Origin of the sequence: Pseudomonas sp. PB105 (assembly GCF_009764655.1) — a bacterium.
GTDB lineage: Bacteria > Pseudomonadota > Gammaproteobacteria > Pseudomonadales > Pseudomonadaceae > Aquipseudomonas > Aquipseudomonas cyclaminis.
The window spans coordinates 57,822-76,394 of record NZ_RWIO01000066.1 but is presented as its reverse complement, the minus strand read 5'-3'; the positions used below and the strand labels follow the sequence as shown (position 1 = coordinate 76,394).

Sequence of the window (18,573 nt, the reverse complement as noted above, 5' to 3'; positions counted from 1 at the left end):
CGGATGAGGCGGCGCATTTTAGCAGAGCGCCGGGCTATCGGTAAGCGGTGATTGCGGCTGCTTTGCAAATCAATAGTTTGTGGTGAGCCAACCGGATTTCAACCCCACCACATAGGATTGCATTCCAGGCTGAAACCCGGCGAACTCAGCCGCGTTCAGGCTGGAAGCGGGTCACAAAGCCCTTGAGGTTCTGCTGACGATCCAACAAGTCCCGCAGGCGATCCGCCTCGGCACGCTCGATCAACGGCCCGATGAATACGCGATTCTTGCCATCGGCACTGCGGATATAGGCGTTATAGCCCTGGGCACGCAGCTTCTTCTGCAAGGCATCGGCACCCTCGCGATTGCCCAGGCTGGCCACCTGGATCGACCAACTGATCGGCAGGCCATTCGGGTCGATACGGCTCTGACCCACGTCCGGCTTGCCCGGCGCAGCGGGTTGCGGCGCCACCGGCTTGGGCGCAGGCACCGGAGCGGCCGGCTTGGCGACTACGACAGGCGCCGGAGCGGGCTTGACCACTGGCACGCTCGGCTGCACAGGCGTGGACGGCGCTGCAATCTCTTCATCCACAGGCACAGGCGCTTCCTCGGGCAAGGCCTGAGGCTCAGGCACCACCACCGGCTCAACCTGCACCTGTGGCAACGCCGGCGCCTCGGGCGCAGCCGGGGCCTCGACAACTACCTGGCGCTGTTCGTCCTGACGGGAAAACAGCATCGGCAGGAAAATCACCGCCAGTGCCACCAGCACCAGGGCGCCGACCATTCGCTGCTTGTATGCGCTATCCAGTAATGCCATCTGCAGCTTCCTCCGTGGAGCGCCGGGCCAACCACTCAAGCGCCTCGGCAACACAATAAAATGATCCGAACAACAGAATCTCGTCCTCGGCCGTCGCTACCGCGCACTGCGCCTCCAGGGCGGCAGTTACGCTTGCATACGACGTCACGGGCGCACCAAGGTTCTGCAACGCCACTTCAAGCTCAACAGCCGGACGGCTGCGCGGAGTGTCCAGCGGTGCTACGGCCCACGCCTGCACATTGCCCAGCAACGGCGCAACCACGCCACCCAGATCCTTATCGGCAAGCAAACCAAAAACAGCAAGACGACGCCCCGCCGGCGGCGTGCGCGCCAGGCGTTGCGCCAGGTACTCGGCCGCATGGGGGTTATGGCCCACATCCAGCAGCAGGTTCAGGCGCTTGCCTTCCCACTCGAACGCACGACGATCCAAACGCCCCACCATACGGGTCGCCAGCAACGTCGCGGCAATCTGTTCAGCCTGCCAAGGCAGATCCAGCAGCAGATAGGCTTGCAGCGCCAGCGCGGCGTTTTCCATTGGCAGGTTCAGCAGCGGCAAGTCACGCAGCTCTACTGCCTGGCCGCGAGCATCGTGCCCACGCCATTGCCAGTGTTGCGCACCAATTTCGAGATTGAAGTCGCGACCGCGCAGGAAAAACGGGCAATCCAGCTCGCGCACCTTGTCGAGCAAGGGTTGCGGCGGATCCAGGTCACCACACAATGCGGGCCTGCTCTGACGGAAAATCCCGGCCTTTTCGTAGGACACCGACTCGCGGGTATCACCCAAATAGTCAGCATGGTCCACGCCAATGCTGGTAACCAACGCCAGGTCAGCATCCACCACGTTGACCGTGTCGAGACGCCCACCCAAGCCAACTTCCAGAACGACCACATCCAACCGCGCACGCTCGAACAGCCAGAACGCCGCCAGGGTGCCCATCTCGAAATAAGTCAGGGAGGTCTCGCCCCGGCCCGCATCCAGTGCGGCGAAGGCTTCGCAGAGCTGCTCATCAGTGGCTTCGACGCCATTGAGCTGCACCCGCTCGTTATAGCGCAGCAGGTGCGGTGAGCCGTACACGCCCACTTTCAGCCCTTGGGCTTGCAGCAGCGCGGCGACAAAGGCGCAGGTAGAGCCTTTGCCGTTGGTGCCGGTCACCGTGATCACACGCGGTGCCGGCCGGCCCAACCCGAGGCGGGCCGCTACCTGTTGCGAGCGCTCCAGGCCCATGTCGATGGCGGAAGGATGCAACTGCTCAAGGTAGGCGAGCCATTCGCCCAGGGTACGCTGGGTCATAGGTTCGCAGGCACAGGCGGCACGACGATCGGCTCGACTTTAGGCGCGACGTACACCGGCGTCGGCAGGCCCATCATTTGCGCCAGCAGGTTACCCAGACGCGGACGCAGTTCGCCGCGCGGGATGATCAGGTCGATAGCGCCGTGCTCCAGCAGGAACTCGCTGCGCTGGAAACCTTCCGGCAGTTTTTCGCGAACGGTCTGCTCGATCACGCGCGGACCGGCAAAGCCGATCAGGGCTTTTGGCTCGCCGACGATCACATCACCCAGCATTGCCAGGCTGGCGGAAACGCCACCGTAGACCGGGTCGGTCAGCACGGAGATGAACGGAATGCCTTCTTCACGCAGACGCGCAAGCACCGCAGAGGTCTTGGCCATTTGCATCAGGGAGATCAGGGCTTCCTGCATACGCGCACCACCGGAGGCGGCGAAGCAGATCATCGGGCAACGGTTTTCCAGGGCGTAGTTGGCGGCGCGAACAAAGCGCTCACCGACGATGGCCCCCATGGAGCCGCCCATGAAGGAAAACTCGAACGCCGAGACCACAACCGGCATGCCCAGCAACTTGCCACTGATGGAGATCAGTGCGTCTTTCTCACCGGTCTGCTTTTGCGCGCCGGTCAGGCGATCCTTGTACTTCTTGCCGTCGCGGAACTTGAGACGGTCCACCGGCTCCAGGTCAGCGCCCAGCTCGTTACGGCCGTCGGCGTCCAGGAAGATGTCGATGCGGGCGCGGGCGCCGATACGCATGTGGTGGTTGCACTTGGGGCAAACGTCCAGGGTCTTTTCCAGCTCCGGACGGTACAGCACCGCGTCGCAGGATGGGCATTTGTGCCACAGACCTTCAGGAACCGAGCTTTTTTTCACCTCGGAACGCATGATCGAAGGGATCAGTTTGTCTACTAACCAGTTGCTCATGCTTTCTTTCTCCAGTACCGGTGGCTTGAACACAGCCCCGCGTATGCCCTTGAGCTAAATTCATATGTGGCGATGACGCCAGCTGGACGGGGTCAGACGTTCGACCTGCCATTTCCAGCCTGCACCCTCAGCCTTCCAGACAACCTGCCCGTGCAGGTTTGCCACTTCATTTCCGGGCCACCTCAGGCGGCACCGGGCTGTTTTACACAGTGGTAGTTATGGACGGCGGCAGACTGCCAGCCGTCACATCCCGCGCACAGCCTGCATAAATGCGCGAATCTTGTCGTGATCCTTGATGCCCTTGCCCTGCTCCACCCCACCGCTGACGTCCACGGCATACGGGCGAACCTGTTCGATGGCCGCCGCGACATTCGCGGGGCTGAGCCCACCGGCCAGAATGATCGGCTTGCTCAGTCCCTCGGGGATCAGCGACCAATCGAACGCTTCGCCGGTACCACCGGGTACGCCTTCGACATAGGTATCCAGCAAAATCCCGCGCGCGCCACCATAAGCTGCACACTCACCGGCGATATCGTCCCCGGCCTTGACGCGCAGCGCCTTGATGTACGGGCGTTGGTAGCTTTCACATACATCCGGGGTTTCGTCGCCATGAAACTGCAACATGTCCAGCGGTACGGCGTCCAGGGTTTCATTGAGTTCGCAACGACTGGCATTGACGAACAAACCCACGGTGGTCACGAAGGGCGGCAATGCGGCGATGATCGCCCGCGCCTGCAACACATTCACCGCTCGCGGGCTCCTGGCATAAAACACGAAACCAATGGCATCCGCTCCCGCCTCGACTGCCGCCAGCGCATCTTCTATGCGGGTAATCCCGCAAATCTTGCTGCGAACGACGGACATAGCGCAGAAACTCCAGGGTTGGACCGAGAAAGTCCCGGATGGTAACAAAAGCTTTTCCGGGCGTCAGCCGCCAAGTTCGCTGAAACCCGTGAGGAAGTGTGGCCCGATAAATCGCTGGGGCAGTTCGAACTCGTCGCGATACTCCACATCCACCAGGTAAAGGCCAAATGGATGCGCCGTCACGCCGCCGGTCCGGCGAACCCTGCTCTCCAGCACTTCCTTCGCCCACTCGACCGGGCGCTCGCCGGTGCCGATGGTCATCAGCACTCCTGCGATATTGCGCACCATATGGTGCAGAAAAGCGCCGGCGCGGATATCCAGCACGATCATCTTGCCGTGGCGGGTCACCCGCAGGTGATGGACTTCCTTGATCGGCGACTTGGCCTGGCACTGACCGGCCCGGAACGCGCTGAAGTCATGCACCCCCACCAGATGCTGCGCGGCCTCGGCCATGCGCTCGGCGTCCAGCGGGCGATGGTTCCAGGTGATTTCTTCGTTGAGGTGCGCCGGGCGGATCTGGTCGTTGTAGATCACATAGCGGTAACGCCGGGCGATGGCCTTGAACCGCGCATGAAAATGCGCCGGCATGACCTTGGCCCAACTGACGCTGACGTCATGGGGCAAATTGATATTGGCGCCCATCACCCAAGCCTTCATGGTCCGCTCGGCCTGGGTATCGAAATGCACCACCTGGCCGCAGGCATGCACCCCTGCGTCGGTACGCCCGGCGCACATCAACGACACCGGCGAATCGGCGACTTTGGACAGGGCCTTTTCCAGGGTTTCCTGCACCGTCAGCACGCCCGACGCCTGGCGCTGCCAGCCGCGATAGCGTGAACCCTTGTATTCAACGCCCAGGGCGATGCGGTAAAAGCCTGCGGCCGCCATTTCGGCGGCTGCGTTATCTATATTTGCCAAGAACTGAGAGCCTGATGAGTTGCGCAAAGGCGGCCATTATAAATGCGGCGGCCGTGTGACGTGCGCTTTTGTTCAGGATTGACGCGGACCGAATGCCAGAGGGGGCTTGCTCCCGATAGCTGTGGGGTCAGCAACTACCTGTGCTGAATGGCCCGGCGCTATCGGGGGCAAGCCCCCTCCCACCTGTGTGTTGTATCAGCCGTCAAATTCTACCGAGCATTTCCTTGGCCTCGCCGCGCTGAATCTCATCGCCTTCGGTGAGCACTTCGGAAAGGATATCCCGCGCTCCGTCCGCATCGCCCATGTCGATATAGGCTTGGGCCAGGTCCAACTTGGTAGCGACCTCATTGGTGCCAGACAGGAAGTCGAACTCAGGCTCATCGCCGCCAAGCGCCGCATCTTCAGCCGTGAAAGAAGGCTCGATGGAGGGATGTTCCAGGCTCTGGGACAGGCGATCCAGCTCGGCGTTGACATCGTCCAGCTCCGAGGCGAAAGCATCAGGCTTGGCCGCCGTTTGCGGCTCGTCCGCCAGGGACAGATCAAAATCTTCCGGCAGATCGAAGTCATCCAACGCTGCAGGCTTCAGCGTAGGCGGTTCGACAGCTGGAACGTCGTTCATCTGATCTTCAAGGCCAGACAGGAAGTCATCGTCGGACTGCGTTGACGACGGCGCATCCAACTGCAGGTCCAGGTCAAAGTCAGACAGGTCATCCGAGGCCGGCTTGGCGGCGGTTTGCTCTTTCAGAAGCGACTCGAACGTCTGTTGATCGTCCTTTATCTCGGCCGGTGAGGCAGCCTCCAGATCGTCCAGGCTCAGATCAAAATCACTGTCAAAAGCCTCCGGCTCTGGTGCAGCCGGCTTGTCTTCGAGCAGATCCTTGACGTACTGAGCATCCAGTGCCGCCGCAGCAACCGCCGCACTGACACCTGCCGCCAATACGGCCATCGCCGGGAAGCGCGCTTTGAGCTGCTCGACCTGGGCATGGTTTTCACCATTGGCCACGAGTTGGCGCTCCTGGGTTACGAAGCCGTCCTTGTCGCTTTGCAGGCCATAGACTTCCATCAGCTTCAAACGCAAGTCGCTGCGCTTGGGCTCGTGCTTGATCGCTTGCTCCAACACATCGGCAGCCTGGTTCAGGTGACCACGGTCGATATGGGACTGGGCTTGCGCCAAGGCATCGTTGGCATTCTGCGGGGCCACGGCAACAGCCAGTGGCGCGAGCACGGAGGCGACCGTTGGTACAACCACAGCAGGCTCAGCCACTGGCGCGGGCGCCGGAGCAGCGGCCAGCTTGACGTTCGGTGGCGGCACCTCAAGGCCCTCGAAACTGTCCGACGGCAGGTCGTGCTCGATATCCGAGGTGAATTCCGGTTCTTCGGCCAGCGCTCGCGCCATGCGCAGGTGCTTTTCCTCTTCGCGACGGGCGTTGCGATGGCGCGCCCACAGCAGCAGGAGCAACAAGACCACCAGGCCCGCTGCCCCCCCGATAACAGAGAGGACAACCGGGTTGGTCAGCAGGTCGTTGAACTTGCCTTCCGGGGCCTCGGCCTCGGTGGTGGCGACCGGTTTGGCCGCTTCCGGCGCGGGTGCCGGAGCGTCCGGTGTCGGCGCTGGCGCAGCGGTCTGTGCGGGGGCTGCCGGAGTGGCCGCCGGGTCGCTGGCCAGCTGTGCAGGCATCGCTGTCACCGCCGTCGCCGGGTCGCCTTTCTCCGCCTGCAAACGAGCCAGTTGATCGTTCTTCAGTTGAATCAGCTTTTGCAGTTTATCCAGCTGGCTTTGCAGGTCCGCCGCACGACTCTTGAGTTCCTCGTTATCACGGCGAGTGGTATCCAACTGCTCCTGGGTCATCGCCAGCTTGTCGCTCAGGCCCTGGCTGTCGCCGGCCTTGCTCTTGCCGCCCTTCTTGGCGGCTTCTGCCGAGACCAGGCTCAGCTTGTCCTGGGCATTGGTGGTCGAGGGCGCATTACCGGCCTGGGTACGCTTGGTGGCGTCCAGTTGTTGCTTGCCTGCGGCCTGATTGGAGGCCGTGCGACGCCCCTGGCGCCAGGCATCATTCTGCGCCCGGACTTCGGCAATCGCCTGGGGTTGCGGCAGTGCGGTGCTTTGTACGGTGTCCGGCAGGCGTAGCACCTGGCCGGTTTTCAAGCGGTTGATATTGCCGTCGATGAAGGCGCCGGGGTTCAGCGCCTGGATAGCCAGCATGGTCTGCTGTACCGAACCGCCATTGCGGTGCTTCTCGGCGATTTCCCAAAGGGTGTCGCGGGAGGTCGTGGTGTGCTGGGCCGGCTTGCTCGCAACAGGCGCGGCGCTGGCAGGTGCGCCCAAGCGTGGGGCTGGCGCCGCTGCGACCGGGGCCGGGGCAGACTGGTCAAATTTGGCCGGATCGAGCAGCACACTGTAGTCGCGCATCAATCGACCGTTTGGCCATTGCACCTGCAGCAGGAAACGCACATAGGAATCAGGCAGCGGCTTGCTGGAGGTGACACGCACCACGCTGCGACCATTGGCGTTGATCACCGGGGTAAATGTCAGGTCATTGAGGAATGCCTGGCGATCGACGCCAGCATCCACAAACGCCTGGGAGGACGCCAGGCTAGGCGTGATCTCGGACGCTGTGAGGCCGCCGACATCGAGCAATTCGATTTCCACCGACAAGGGCTGGTTCAACTTCGACTTGAGGGTCATTTCCCCCAGCTGCAGCGCCTGCGCCATACCGGAGGACAGCGCCGAGGCGGCCGCTATTGCTAACACCAGTTTGCGAACTTGAACCATAGCCTCATCCTTTGTCTGAACACTCCCCGGCCTGCGAGAAGGTTGGTAACCGCTTGCCATAAGGCATGGCGAGCCGATAGGTTACCGACACGCTTCTGTTGCACTTCGGACCAAGCATAGCGCCTGGCTAGAATCAATCTACAAATTGACGCCAAGTATCTTTTACGCAAGGCCTTTTATCAACAACTGCGCCAGCTGCACCGCGTTAAGTGCGGCACCTTTGCGTACGTTATCTGACGTCAGCCACAGATTTAGTTCCGCCGGGTCGTCCACGCCAGCACGAACCCGGCCGACATAGACCACATCCTGGCCGACCGCATCGCCCACGGCTGTCGGGTAATCGCCCTCCTCCACCAGCTCTACACCCGCAGCGGCATCAAGGGCCAGGTTGACCGCAGCCAGGTCGACCGGTGCGGCCAATTGCAACGACACCGTCAGGCTATCGCCAAAAAACACCGGAGCTTGAACGCAGGTTGCTGAAATCTTCAGCGACGGTAATTCAAGCACTGTGCGCAGTTCGTGTACGAGACGCTTCTCCAAGGCTGTATGACCTTGCGCATCTGGCGTGCCGACTTGTGCCAACAGGTTGAAGGCCATTTGCCGGTCGAAGAACTTCGGCTCCAGCGGGCGTACGTTCAACAACTCGGCGGTCTGACGGGCCAGTTCGCTCACGGCTTCACGCCCTTGAGCAGACACCGCCAGGTTGGCCGTGACGCTGACACGCTGGATATCCAGCAAGCCACGCAGCGGCGCCAGCACCACCGCAAGGTTAGTCGCGGACGGGCTTGGGCTGCCGAGTTGGAACGGTTTTTTCAATCCCTTCAGGACATGGGCATTGGCTTCCGGCACCACCTGTGGCGCCTGCTCGGCGGGCAAGGCACCGGACAGATCGATCACCGAACAGCCGGCTGCCGTTGCACGTGGTGCGAAACTCAGGGTGACGGCGGGGCCGGCGGCGAAGAACGCCAGTTGCACCTTGCTGAAATCGAACTCATCAACCTCCTTGACCCGCACATTCTTGCCGCGAAAGGGCACCGAGGCACCGGCGGAATTATTGCCGGCCAGCAGGTACAGGGTGCCCACCGGGAATGCCAGTTCTTCGAGAATCTGCACCAGGGTTTCGCCAACAGTACCGGTGGCGCCGATCACGGCGATTTCAAAGGTCTGGGTCATGGGGGCTGCCTCGGGCATTGCGGGGGGAGCGGCACTTTACCGGGTGGCCGGGGGTGAGGCAATTAACCTGGGTTTTATGGTGTGGCTGATGCCCCCGATAGAGCCGAAAGAACAACAAAAAACCCGCGCCTGTCACCAGAGCGCGGGTTTCTCTTACTGCCTCAAGCGATCAACGCTCCAGCAAAATCCGCAGCATGCGACGCAACGGCTCAGCCGCGCCCCACAGCAACTGGTCGCCAACCGTAAAGGCGCCGAGGAACTGACTGCCCATGTTCAGCTTGCGCAGACGGCCAACCGGTACATTCAGGGTGCCGGTGACCTTGGTCGGGCTCAGCTCCTGCATGCTGATATCGCGGTTGTTCGGCACCAGCTTGACCCACGGGTTGTGCTGGCTGATCAGCCCTTCGATATCAGCGATCGGCACGTCTTTGTTCAGCTTGATGGTCAGCGCCTGGCTGTGGCAGCGCATCGCGCCGATGCGCACGCAGATGCCGTCGACCGGGATCGGGCTCTTGAAACGACCGAGGATCTTGTTGGTTTCGGCCTGGGCCTTCCACTCTTCGCGGCTCTGACCGTTCGGCAGTTCCTTGTCGATCCACGGAATCAGGCTGCCAGCCAATGGCACACCGAAGTTCTCGGTCGGGTAGGCGTCGCTGCGCATGGCTTCGGCCACACGGCGGTCGATGTCGAGGATCGCGCTGGCCGGGTCGGCCAGTTGATCGGCGACTGCAGCGTGGGTCGCGCCCATCTGCTTGATCAGCTCACGCATGTTCTGCGCGCCGGCACCGGAGGCCGCCTGATAGGTCATGGCGCTCATCCACTCGACCAGACCCGCTTCGAACAGGCCACCGAGGCCCATCAGCATCAGGCTGACGGTGCAGTTGCCGCCGACGTAGTTCTTGGTGCCCGCATCCAGCTGCTGGTCGATGACCTTGCGGTTCACCGGGTCGAGGATGATCACCGCATCGTCCTGCATACGCAGGCTCGACGCGGCGTCGATCCAGTAACCCTGCCAGCCGGCTTCGCGCAGTTTCGGGAAGACTTCGCTGGTGTAGTCGCCACCCTGGCAGGTCACGATCACGTCGAGTGTCTTCAACTCGTCAATGCTGTAGGCATCCTTGAGCGGGGCAATATCCTTGCCCACGGACGGCCCTTGGCCACCCACGTTCGACGTGGTGAAAAACACCGGCTCAATAAGATCGAAATCCTGCTCTTCCAGCATCCGCTGCATGAGCACGGAACCGACCATACCGCGCCAACCGATCAGACCTACACGTTTCATCGCAACTACACCTTGTTAAAAAGTGGGCCGCGTTGCAGCAACAACTGCAAGCGGGCCCGAGAGATTACAGATTCCGCAGCGCGGCGACTACTGCGTCGCCCATTTCTTGCGTACCGACTTTGGTGCAACCCTGCGACCAGATGTCGCCAGTGCGCAAACCCTGGTCCAGCACCAGGCTCACGGCCTTCTCGATCGCGTCCGCCGCATCGCTCAGGTTGAAGCTGTAGCGCAGCATCATCGAGACCGACAAGATGGTCGCCAGCGGGTTGGCAATGCCCTGGCCCGCGATGTCCGGCGCCGAACCGTGGCAAGGCTCGTACATGCCCTTGTTGTTAGTGTCCAGGGACGCCGACGGCAGCATGCCGATGGAGCCAGTGAGCATCGACGCCTGGTCGGACAGGATGTCGCCGAACAGGTTGTCGGTCACGATCACGTCGAACTGCTTCGGCGCACGCACCAGTTGCATCGCGGCGTTGTCGACGTACATGTGGCTCAGTTCGACGTCCGGGTAGTCCTTGGCCACTTCTTCGACGATTTCGCGCCACAGTTGGCTGGACGCCAGTACGTTGGCTTTATCCACCGAGCAGACCTTTTTGCCACGCACGCGGGCCATGTCGAAACCGACACGGGCGATACGACGGATTTCGCTCTCGCTGTATGGCAGGGTGTCGTAGGCCTGACGCTCGCCATTCTCCAACTCACGCACACCGCGTGGCGAGCCGAAATAGATACCGCCGGTCAGCTCCCGCACGATCAGGATATCCAGGCCCGCGACCACTTCGGGCTTGAGGCTCGACGCATCAGCCAGTTGCGGGTAAAGGATCGCCGGGCGCAGGTTGCCGAACAGGCCCAGTTGCGCGCGGATTTTCAGCAGGCCGCGCTCAGGGCGGATGTCACGTTCGATCTTGTCCCACTTCGGACCACCCACGGCGCCGAGCAGCACGGCGTCGGCGGCACGGGCGCGGTCCAGGGTTTCGTCGGCCAGGGGCACGCCGTGCTTGTCGATGGCGGCGCCGCCGATCACGTCGTGGCTCAGCTCGAAGCCCAGGCTGTACTTGCTGTTGGTAAGTTCCAGGACCTTGACCGCTTCGGCCATGATTTCCGGACCAATACCGTCGCCAGGGAGAATCAGAATCTGCTTGCTCATGGGTTCCTCATTTCATCAAGCGACCCGCCCGTGGGCAGGTCGGGAAAAATAACTAGCGCTCGGCCCAGACCACCAGCACGTCGGTGCTGAAGGTGCCGTCGGCTTGAATCTCGTAATAGTCACGCACTTCCTGGCCCATCGCCTGTTGCAGCTCCAGGATCGCGGCGCGCAAGACTTGCGGCGTGCGCATACGCTCGACCCACGAGGTGTATTCCAGGCGCAGGCGCTGGCGACTGCTGTTGCGCACATGCAGACCGGCTTCGCTGAGCTGACGCATCCACTCGGCAGCAGAGTAATCGCGCACGTGGCTGGTGTCCCTCAGCACTTCGACGGTTTGCAGGTAAGTGTCCAACAGCGGGCTGCCCGGTGACAACACATCAACGAAGGCCGCCACGCCGCCCGGCTTGAGCACGCGACGCACTTCACGCAGGGCCAGGCCGAGGTCGCTCCAGTGGTGGGCCGAGTAGCGGCTGAACACAAAGTCGAACTCGCCGTCGGCAAACGGCAGGCGTTCTGCGGCGCCGTTGACAGTGCTGATATTGGTGAAGCCGCGATCTTGCGCAGCGGCGGCCACCACGTCGAGCATCTGCTGGGACAGGTCGTAGGCCACCACTTCTTTAACCAGCGGTGCCACATGAAAGCTGACATGACCGGCGCCGCAGCCCAGGTCCAGCAGGCGTGCACCGCCCTGCCCGGCCAGTTCGGCCTGGAGCAGCGCAAATTCGCTGCCTTGGGCGTGCACGGCACTGCTGAGGTAGGCAGAGGCCTGTTCGCCGAATTGTTTTTGCACGACTTGGGTGTGGGCGGTGCTGGTCATGGTGGTTTTCCTTGGGTTTTGGGGTGGCTGTACGGGCGCTATCGCAGGCAAGCCAGCTCCCACATCGATCGGTGTTCTCCTGAACAACTCGGTCAACTGTGGAAGCGGGCTTGCCCGCGATGGGGCCCGCACGGTTACCGCAAATCAGGCATCGCGAAACAACCAAGGCTGGCTAGCCCGGTGCTTGGCCTCAAACGCTGCAATCGCATCGCCGTCCTGCAAGGTCAGGCCGATATCATCCAGGCCGTTGATCAGGCAGTGCTTACGGAAGGCGTCCACTTCAAAGTGATACACCTTGCCATCCGGACGGGTCACGGTTTGCGCGGCTAGGTCGACAGTCAGCTGGTAGCCCACGTCGGCTTCGACTTGCTTGAACAGCTCGTCGACTTCTTCGTCGGTCAAGATGATCGGCAACAGGCCGTTCTTGAAGCTGTTGTTGAAGAAGATATCGGCGTAGCTCGGCGCGATGATGCTGCGAAAGCCATATTCTTCCAGAGCCCACGGCGCGTGCTCACGGCTGGAGCCGCAACCGAAGTTTTCCCGGGCCAGCAGGACGCTGGCACCCTGGTAACGTTCGGCGTTGAGCACGAAGTCCTTGTTCAGCGGGCGCTTGGAGTTGTCCTGGTAGGCATAGCCCACGTCCAGGTAGCGCCACTCGTCGAACAGGTTGGGGCCAAAACCGGTGCGCTTGATCGACTTCAAGAACTGCTTGGGGATGATCTGGTCGGTGTCCACGTTGGCACGGTCCAACGGCGCGACAAGACCTGTGTGTTGGGTAAAAGCTCTCATCGGGTATTCCTCAGATCAATTCGCGAACGTCGATGAAACGACCGTTGACGGCAGCCGCAGCGGCCATGGCCGGGCTGACCAGGTGGGTACGCCCACCAGCGCCCTGACGCCCTTCGAAGTTACGGTTGGAGGTCGACGCGCAATGCTCGCCCGACTCCAGGCGGTCCGGGTTCATCGCCAGGCACATCGAACAGCCCGGCTCACGCCATTCAAAACCGGCTTCGAGGAAAATTTTGTCCAGGCCTTCGGCTTCGGCTTGCGCTTTGACCAAGCCAGAACCCGGCACCACGATGGCTTGCTTGATGGTCGAGGCTACCTTGCGGCCCTTGGCGATCACCGCGGCGGCGCGCAGGTCTTCGATCCGCGAGTTGGTGCAGGAACCGATGAACACACGATCCAACTGGATGTCGGTGATTGCCTGGTTGGCTTTCAACCCCATGTACTTCAAGGCGCGCTCGATGGAGCCGCGCTTGACCAAATCGGCCTCTTGGGCCGGGTCCGGCACGTTCTGGTCGACGGCCAAGACCATTTCCGGGGAAGTGCCCCAGCTGACTTGCGGCTTGATCTGGGCTGCGTCGAGCTCGACCACGGTATCGAACACCGCATCGGCGTCGGAGACCAGGTCCTTCCAGGCCTCAACGGCGGCATCCCAATCAGCGCCGGCCGGGGCGAAAGGACGACCCTTGACGTATTCGACGGTCTTTTCGTCCGCCGCCACCATGCCCACACGGGCACCGGCTTCGATGGACATGTTGCAGATGGTCATGCGGCCTTCGATGGACAGGTCGCGAATCGCACTGCCGGCGAATTCGATGGCATGGCCGTTACCGCCGGCGGTGCCGATCTTGCCGATCACGGCGAGCACGATGTCCTTGGCGGTCACGCCAAACGGCAAGGTGCCTTCGACCGAGACCAGCATGTTCTTCATTTTCTTGGCGACCAGGCACTGGGTGGCGAACACGTGTTCGACCTCCGAGGTGCCGATGCCGTGGGCCAAAGCGCCGAAGGCACCGTGGGTGGATGTGTGGGAGTCGCCGCAGACCACGGTCATTCCCGGCAAGGTGGCACCCTGCTCCGGGCCGATCACGTGGACGATGCCTTGACGCACGTCATTCATCTTGAATTCGGTGATGCCATATTCGTCGCAATAGTCGTCGAGGGTCTGTACCTGCAAGCGCGACACGGTGTCGACGATGGCGTCGATACCGCCCTTGCGCTCAGGGGTGGTCGGCACGTTGTGGTCCGGGGTGGCAATGATCGAGTCGACGCGCCAAGGCTTGCGCCCCGCCAGTCGCAGGCCTTCGAACGCTTGGGGCGAGGTCACTTCATGGATGATGTGACGGTCGATATAGATCAGCGACGACCCATCATCGCGCCGTTTCACTTCATGGGAATCCCAAAGCTTGTCGTAAAGCGTTTTGCCGGCCATCAGTCGGTCCTCATCAGCGGTATTTCATGCGCCGGGCTTTTCAATAACCCTTTGGCTTGTGAGGCTGATGGTATGGCGCTACATTAAATAACTCAAATTCATATTTTTTATGCTTTGGATTACCAACTGGAATACCACCATGGACTTGGCCAATCTTAATGCCTTTATCGCCATCGCCGAGATCGGTAGCTTTTCCGGCGCCGGTGAACGCCTGCACCTGACCCAACCAGCCATCAGCAAACGCATCGCCGGCCTGGAGCAGCAATTGAAGGTGCGCTTGTTTGATCGCCTGGGCCGCGAAGTCGGCCTGACCGAGGCCGGGCGCGCCCTGCTGCCCCGCGCTTACCAGATTCTCAACGTGCTCGACGACACCCGCCGTGCCCTCACCAACCTCACCGGCGAAGTCAGCGGGCGGCTCACATTGGCCACCAGCCACCATATCGGCCTGCACCGCTTGCCGCCGATCCTGCGCACGTTCACCCGCGAATACCCGAACGTGGCGCTGGATATTCAGTTTCTCGATTCGGAAGTGGCCTACGAAGAAATCCTCCACGGGCGCGCCGAAGTGGCGGTGATCACCCTCGCACCGGACCCTCACAACCTGGTACGCGCAACGCCAGTGTGGGACGACCCGCTGGATTTTGTGGTGGCGCCCGAACATAGCCTGATCAGTAATGGCTCTATCAGCCTGGCGGATATTGCCGGCCATCCGGCGGTTTTCCCTGGCGGCAACACCTTTACCCACCATATTGTCAGCCGGCTGTTCGAGGCCCAGGGCCTGACGCCAAACATCGCGATGAGCACTAACTACCTGGAAACCATCAAGATGATGGTTTCCATCGGCCTGGCCTGGAGCGTGTTGCCGCGCACCATGCTCGATGATCAGGTGGCAAGTATCGCTTTGCCGGGCATACAACTCAGTCGCCAGCTAGGCTATATCGTGCACACCGAAAGGACGCTGTCGAACGCTGCGCGGGCTTTCATGAGCCTATTGGATGCACAGGTGGATCTGCCAGGAATGCCGGCATGACGCCGTGCGGCCTGGGTTCTGATTAAAACCGTGCTGTTTGCCCATCGAATCAAGGCCCGATGATAATGCGCAACCCCGTCGATTCCGTGCCACCCCTGCCCCGCATTTACGCCCTCGATCCCCAGGCGGCGGAAGAGAGTTGGGACAGCGCCCCACAACTGCTGGCCGCCCTCAATGCGGCCCGCCTGGGCGCATGGTGCTGGGAAATCGACACCGGACGAATCAGTTGGTCACGCGGCACCCAGGCGCTGTTTGGGTTTGACCCGCGCCAACCGTTGCCCAAGGATCTGGATTACCTCGACCTGCTCGCCCAATCGGATCGCGCCCGCGTGGTACGGGCTTTTCACGCCGTATTGGCCGGCGAGCCGTTCGAGCAGGCCATGCATCACCGCATCCAATGGCCCGACGGTAGCTTTCACTGGCTGGAAATCAACGGCAGCCTGCAGCCGGACAAAGCCGGTCGACGCCGCATGATCGGGGTGATCCGCGAGATCACCCACCAGCGCGAACGTGAGAACGCCCTGGGCCACTCCGAAAAACGCTTCGCCACGCTGTTCCACCTGTGCCCGAACATGGTGCTGCTGACCCGTCAGGCCGACGGCCTGATCAGCGAAGCCAACCAGTATTTCGAGATGCTCTTCGGCTGGCCTCTGGGCGACGCCATCGGCCGCACCACCCTGGACCTGGGCCTGTGGTGCGATCCGGAGCAGCGCGCTGAACTGATCAAGGCGACCCAGCGCAAGGGCGAGCCCATCAGCATGGAGGTGCAGTTTTGCGCCAGCAACGGCCAGGTCCACGATGGCACCCTCAGCGCGCAAAAAATCGAGTTGGAGGGTGAGGCGTACCTGATCAGCACTTTCCTCGACACCACCGAACGCAAGAATGCCGAACAGGCACTCAAGGACAGCCAGGAACGCCTCGACCTGGCGCTGGACTCGGCGCAACTGGGCACTTGGGACTGGCACATTCCCAGCGGCATGCTCTACGGCTCGGCACGCGCCGCCCAACTGCACGGCCTGCCGTTCGAACCGTTCCACGAATCCTTCGATGCTTTTTTCGAAGGCATGCCCGATGAGGAACGGGACAATATGCGCAGCGCCTACCGCACCCTGCGAGAAGGGCCGGCCGGCAACTACCAATTGACCTATCGAGTGCCCATGGAAGACGGCAGCTCACGCTACCTGGAAAGCCGTGCGCGCCTGTACCGCAACGAGCAAGGCGCGCCGCTGCGCATGGCCGGGACGTTGCTCGACATCACCGACCAGGTCGAGCGCGAGCAACGCCTGAGCGCCTCCGAAGAGAAATTCGCCAGCCTGTTCCAGGCCAGCCCCGACCCGATTTGCGTCACCGGCATGGACAGCGGCGCGTTTATCGAGATCAACCCGGCCTTTACCCAGACCTTTGGCTGGACCGCCGCCGAGGTCATCGACAAGAGCGCCGACCAGATCGGCCTGTGGGACGATCCCAGCCAGCGTCTGGAGCGTATCGAACGGGTGATTCGCGAGCAGGCGTTGAGCAACGTGGCCGTGGTGGTGCATCACAAGAATGGCCAGAGCCTGACCTGTATGATTTCCAGCCGCTTGATCAAGGTCGGCGATCAACCGTGCATTGTCACCACCTTGCGCGATATCACCCAGCAACAACGCTCTGAAGCCGCGCTGAAGGCCAGCGAGGAAAAATTCGCCAAGGCCTTCCATTCCAGTCCTGACGCAATTTCCATCACCGAGCGCGACACCGGCCGCTATGTGGAGGTCAACGACGGCTTCTGCCGCCTCACCGGCTACCGCGCTGAAGACGCCATCGGCCTGACGTTGTATCAGATCGGCATCTGGGCCGACGAAAACCAACGCTCGGCGCTATTGGCCGAGTTGCAGATCAAGGGCCGTATCACCCACCTGGAAATGCTCTGGCACAACAAACGCGGCGACGTGCTGGCAGTGGAAGTCTCCGTTGAGCCCATCACCCTGAACGAGACTCCGTGCCTGCTGCTGACCGCGCGGGATGTGAGCCTGCTGAAAAACGCACAGGCGCAGATCCGCCACCTGGCCTACCACGACCCGCTGACCAACCTGCCCAACCGGGCGCTGCTGATGGATCGCCTGAGCCAGCAGATCGCCCTGCTCAAGCGCCATAATTTACGCGGCGCGCTGCTGTTCCTGGACCTTGACCACTTCAAGCACATCAACGACTCCCTTGGTCACCCGGTGGGCGATACCGTGCTGAAAATCGTCACCGCGCGCCTGGAAGCCAGCGTGCGCATGGAGGACACCGTGGCACGCCTGGGTGGTGATGAATTCGTGGTACTGCTCAGCGGCCTGAATGGCTCGCGCATGGAGGTCAGCAAACAGGTGCAGGCGTTGGCCGACACCCTGCGCGAGTTGCTTTCGGAGCCGATGTTCCTGGACGGGCACCGCCTGCAGGTCACGCCGAGCATTGGTGTGGCGTTGATTCCCGATCACGGCACCACCCCGGCGGATCTGCTCAAGCGCGCCGACATTGCCCTGTACCGCGCCAAGGATTCAGGGCGCAATACCACGCAGATGTTCCACAACAGCATGCAAAAAACCGCCAGCGAACGCCTGCGCATGGAAACCGACCTGCGCCTGGCCCTGGCGCGTGGCGAGTTCAGTGTGCATTACCAACCCCAGGTGGATGCGCGCGGCAACAAAATCGTTGGCGCAGAGGCACTGGTGCGCTGGCAGCACCCACAATTGGGCGCGCAGTCACCGTCGGAATTTATCAAGGTGCTAGAAGACAGCGGCCTGATCCTTGAAGTGGGCACCTGGATCCTCGATGAAGCCTGTGCCGCTTTCGAACAATTGATCAAAGACGGCAAGGTCGACCCGCTGAACTTCAGCCTGTGCGTAAACATCAGCCCTCGGCAGTTTCGTCAGAACGACTTCGTGGAGCGGGTAGAGCACAGCCTCAAGCAGCACTCGTTGCCCTATAGCCTGCTGAAACTGGAAATCACCGAAGGCATCGTGATCCAGAACCTGGACGACACCGTGAACAAGATGCGCCGCCTGAAAAAGCTCGGCGTGAGCTTTGCGATGGATGACTTTGGTACCGGCTACTCATCTCTGACCTACCTTAAGCGCTTGCCAGTGGATGCGCTGAAAATCGATCAATCGTTCGTGCGCGACGCAACCCACGACCCCAACGATGCCGAAATCATTCGCGCCATCGTGGCGATGGCTCGCAGTTTGAATCTGGAGGTGATTGCCGAGGGTGTGGAAACCCCGGAGCAACTGGCGTTCCTGCAAAAACTGGGCTGCCATTTGTTCCAGGGGTATTTGCACAGCCGTCCGTTGCCGATCGAGGGGTTCAGACGGCTGCTGGAGTAACCC

The 18,573-nt window shown here is 61.7% G+C and carries 14 protein-coding genes; 2 read left to right on the top strand and 12 right to left on the bottom strand.

The genetic code is table 11. The annotated features are described in order from the left end of the window. Positions 1–145: 145 nt before the first annotated feature. The 12 genes from EJD88_RS17720 to leuC form a co-directional block, all read right to left on the bottom strand. Positions 146–796 (bottom strand): SPOR domain-containing protein, encoded by a 651-nt coding sequence (locus tag EJD88_RS17720; RefSeq protein WP_158878616.1) that lies wholly within the window; start codon positions 794–796, stop codon positions 146–148. After that, a complete protein-coding gene (folC, locus tag EJD88_RS17715; RefSeq protein ID WP_158878615.1) occupies positions 780–2,087 on the bottom strand; it encodes a bifunctional tetrahydrofolate synthase/dihydrofolate synthase in 1,308 nt (435 codons plus the stop codon). Before folC ends, EJD88_RS17720 begins: the two co-directional genes overlap by 17 nt. Then, on the bottom strand, positions 2,084–3,004 hold the full coding sequence (gene accD / locus EJD88_RS17710; protein ID WP_099584002.1) for an acetyl-CoA carboxylase, carboxyltransferase subunit beta: 921 nt from the start codon (positions 3,002–3,004) through the stop codon (positions 2,084–2,086). The genes folC and accD overlap by 4 nt, the downstream gene beginning before the upstream one ends. Before the next feature lie 243 nt (positions 3,005–3,247). Then, positions 3,248–3,868, bottom strand: coding sequence for a phosphoribosylanthranilate isomerase (locus EJD88_RS17705; RefSeq protein WP_158878614.1), 621 nt, complete (start codon positions 3,866–3,868; stop codon positions 3,248–3,250). A 63-nt stretch (positions 3,869–3,931) separates the two neighbouring features. Further along, complete coding sequence (gene truA / locus EJD88_RS17700; protein ID WP_099584004.1) at positions 3,932–4,756, bottom strand: tRNA pseudouridine(38-40) synthase TruA; 825 nt, start codon at positions 4,754–4,756, stop codon at positions 3,932–3,934. A 232-nt stretch (positions 4,757–4,988) separates the two neighbouring features. Next, positions 4,989–7,559 carry a FimV/HubP family polar landmark protein gene (locus EJD88_RS17695; protein WP_158878613.1) on the bottom strand — a complete coding sequence of 857 codons (2,571 nt, stop codon included), beginning with the start codon at positions 7,557–7,559 and terminating at the stop codon, positions 4,989–4,991. Between the two features lie 162 nt (positions 7,560–7,721). Then, complete coding sequence (locus EJD88_RS17690; protein ID WP_112196250.1) at positions 7,722–8,732, bottom strand: aspartate-semialdehyde dehydrogenase; 1,011 nt, start codon at positions 8,730–8,732, stop codon at positions 7,722–7,724. Positions 8,733–8,901: 169 nt separating this feature from the next. After that, positions 8,902–10,014, bottom strand: coding sequence for an aspartate-semialdehyde dehydrogenase (gene asd, locus EJD88_RS17685; protein ID WP_032888280.1), 1,113 nt, complete (start codon positions 10,012–10,014; stop codon positions 8,902–8,904). Positions 10,015–10,078: 64 nt separating this feature from the next. Then, positions 10,079–11,161 carry a 3-isopropylmalate dehydrogenase gene (leuB, locus tag EJD88_RS17680; protein ID WP_158878612.1) on the bottom strand — a complete coding sequence of 361 codons (1,083 nt, stop codon included), beginning with the start codon at positions 11,159–11,161 and terminating at the stop codon, positions 10,079–10,081. A gap of 52 nt (positions 11,162–11,213) precedes the next feature. Then, positions 11,214–11,978 carry a class I SAM-dependent methyltransferase gene (locus EJD88_RS17675; protein ID WP_112196251.1) on the bottom strand — a complete coding sequence of 255 codons (765 nt, stop codon included), beginning with the start codon at positions 11,976–11,978 and terminating at the stop codon, positions 11,214–11,216. 144 nt (positions 11,979–12,122) lie between these two features. Continuing rightward, complete coding sequence (leuD, locus tag EJD88_RS17670) at positions 12,123–12,767, bottom strand: 3-isopropylmalate dehydratase small subunit (RefSeq protein WP_032888286.1); 645 nt, start codon at positions 12,765–12,767, stop codon at positions 12,123–12,125. Positions 12,768–12,777: 10 nt separating this feature from the next. After that, complete coding sequence (gene leuC / locus EJD88_RS17665) at positions 12,778–14,196, bottom strand: 3-isopropylmalate dehydratase large subunit (protein WP_112196252.1); 1,419 nt, start codon at positions 14,194–14,196, stop codon at positions 12,778–12,780. A 139-nt stretch (positions 14,197–14,335) separates the two neighbouring features. On the opposite strand from leuC, the gene EJD88_RS17660 reads away from it, so the two are divergent. Then, a complete protein-coding gene (locus EJD88_RS17660) occupies positions 14,336–15,226 on the top strand; it encodes a LysR family transcriptional regulator (RefSeq protein WP_099584009.1) in 891 nt (296 codons plus the stop codon). A 65-nt stretch (positions 15,227–15,291) separates the two neighbouring features. Beyond that, entirely contained in the window at positions 15,292–18,570 is a 3,279-nt protein-coding gene (locus EJD88_RS17655; RefSeq protein ID WP_158878611.1) for an EAL domain-containing protein, read from the top strand. Positions 18,571–18,573: the final 3 nt, after the last annotated feature.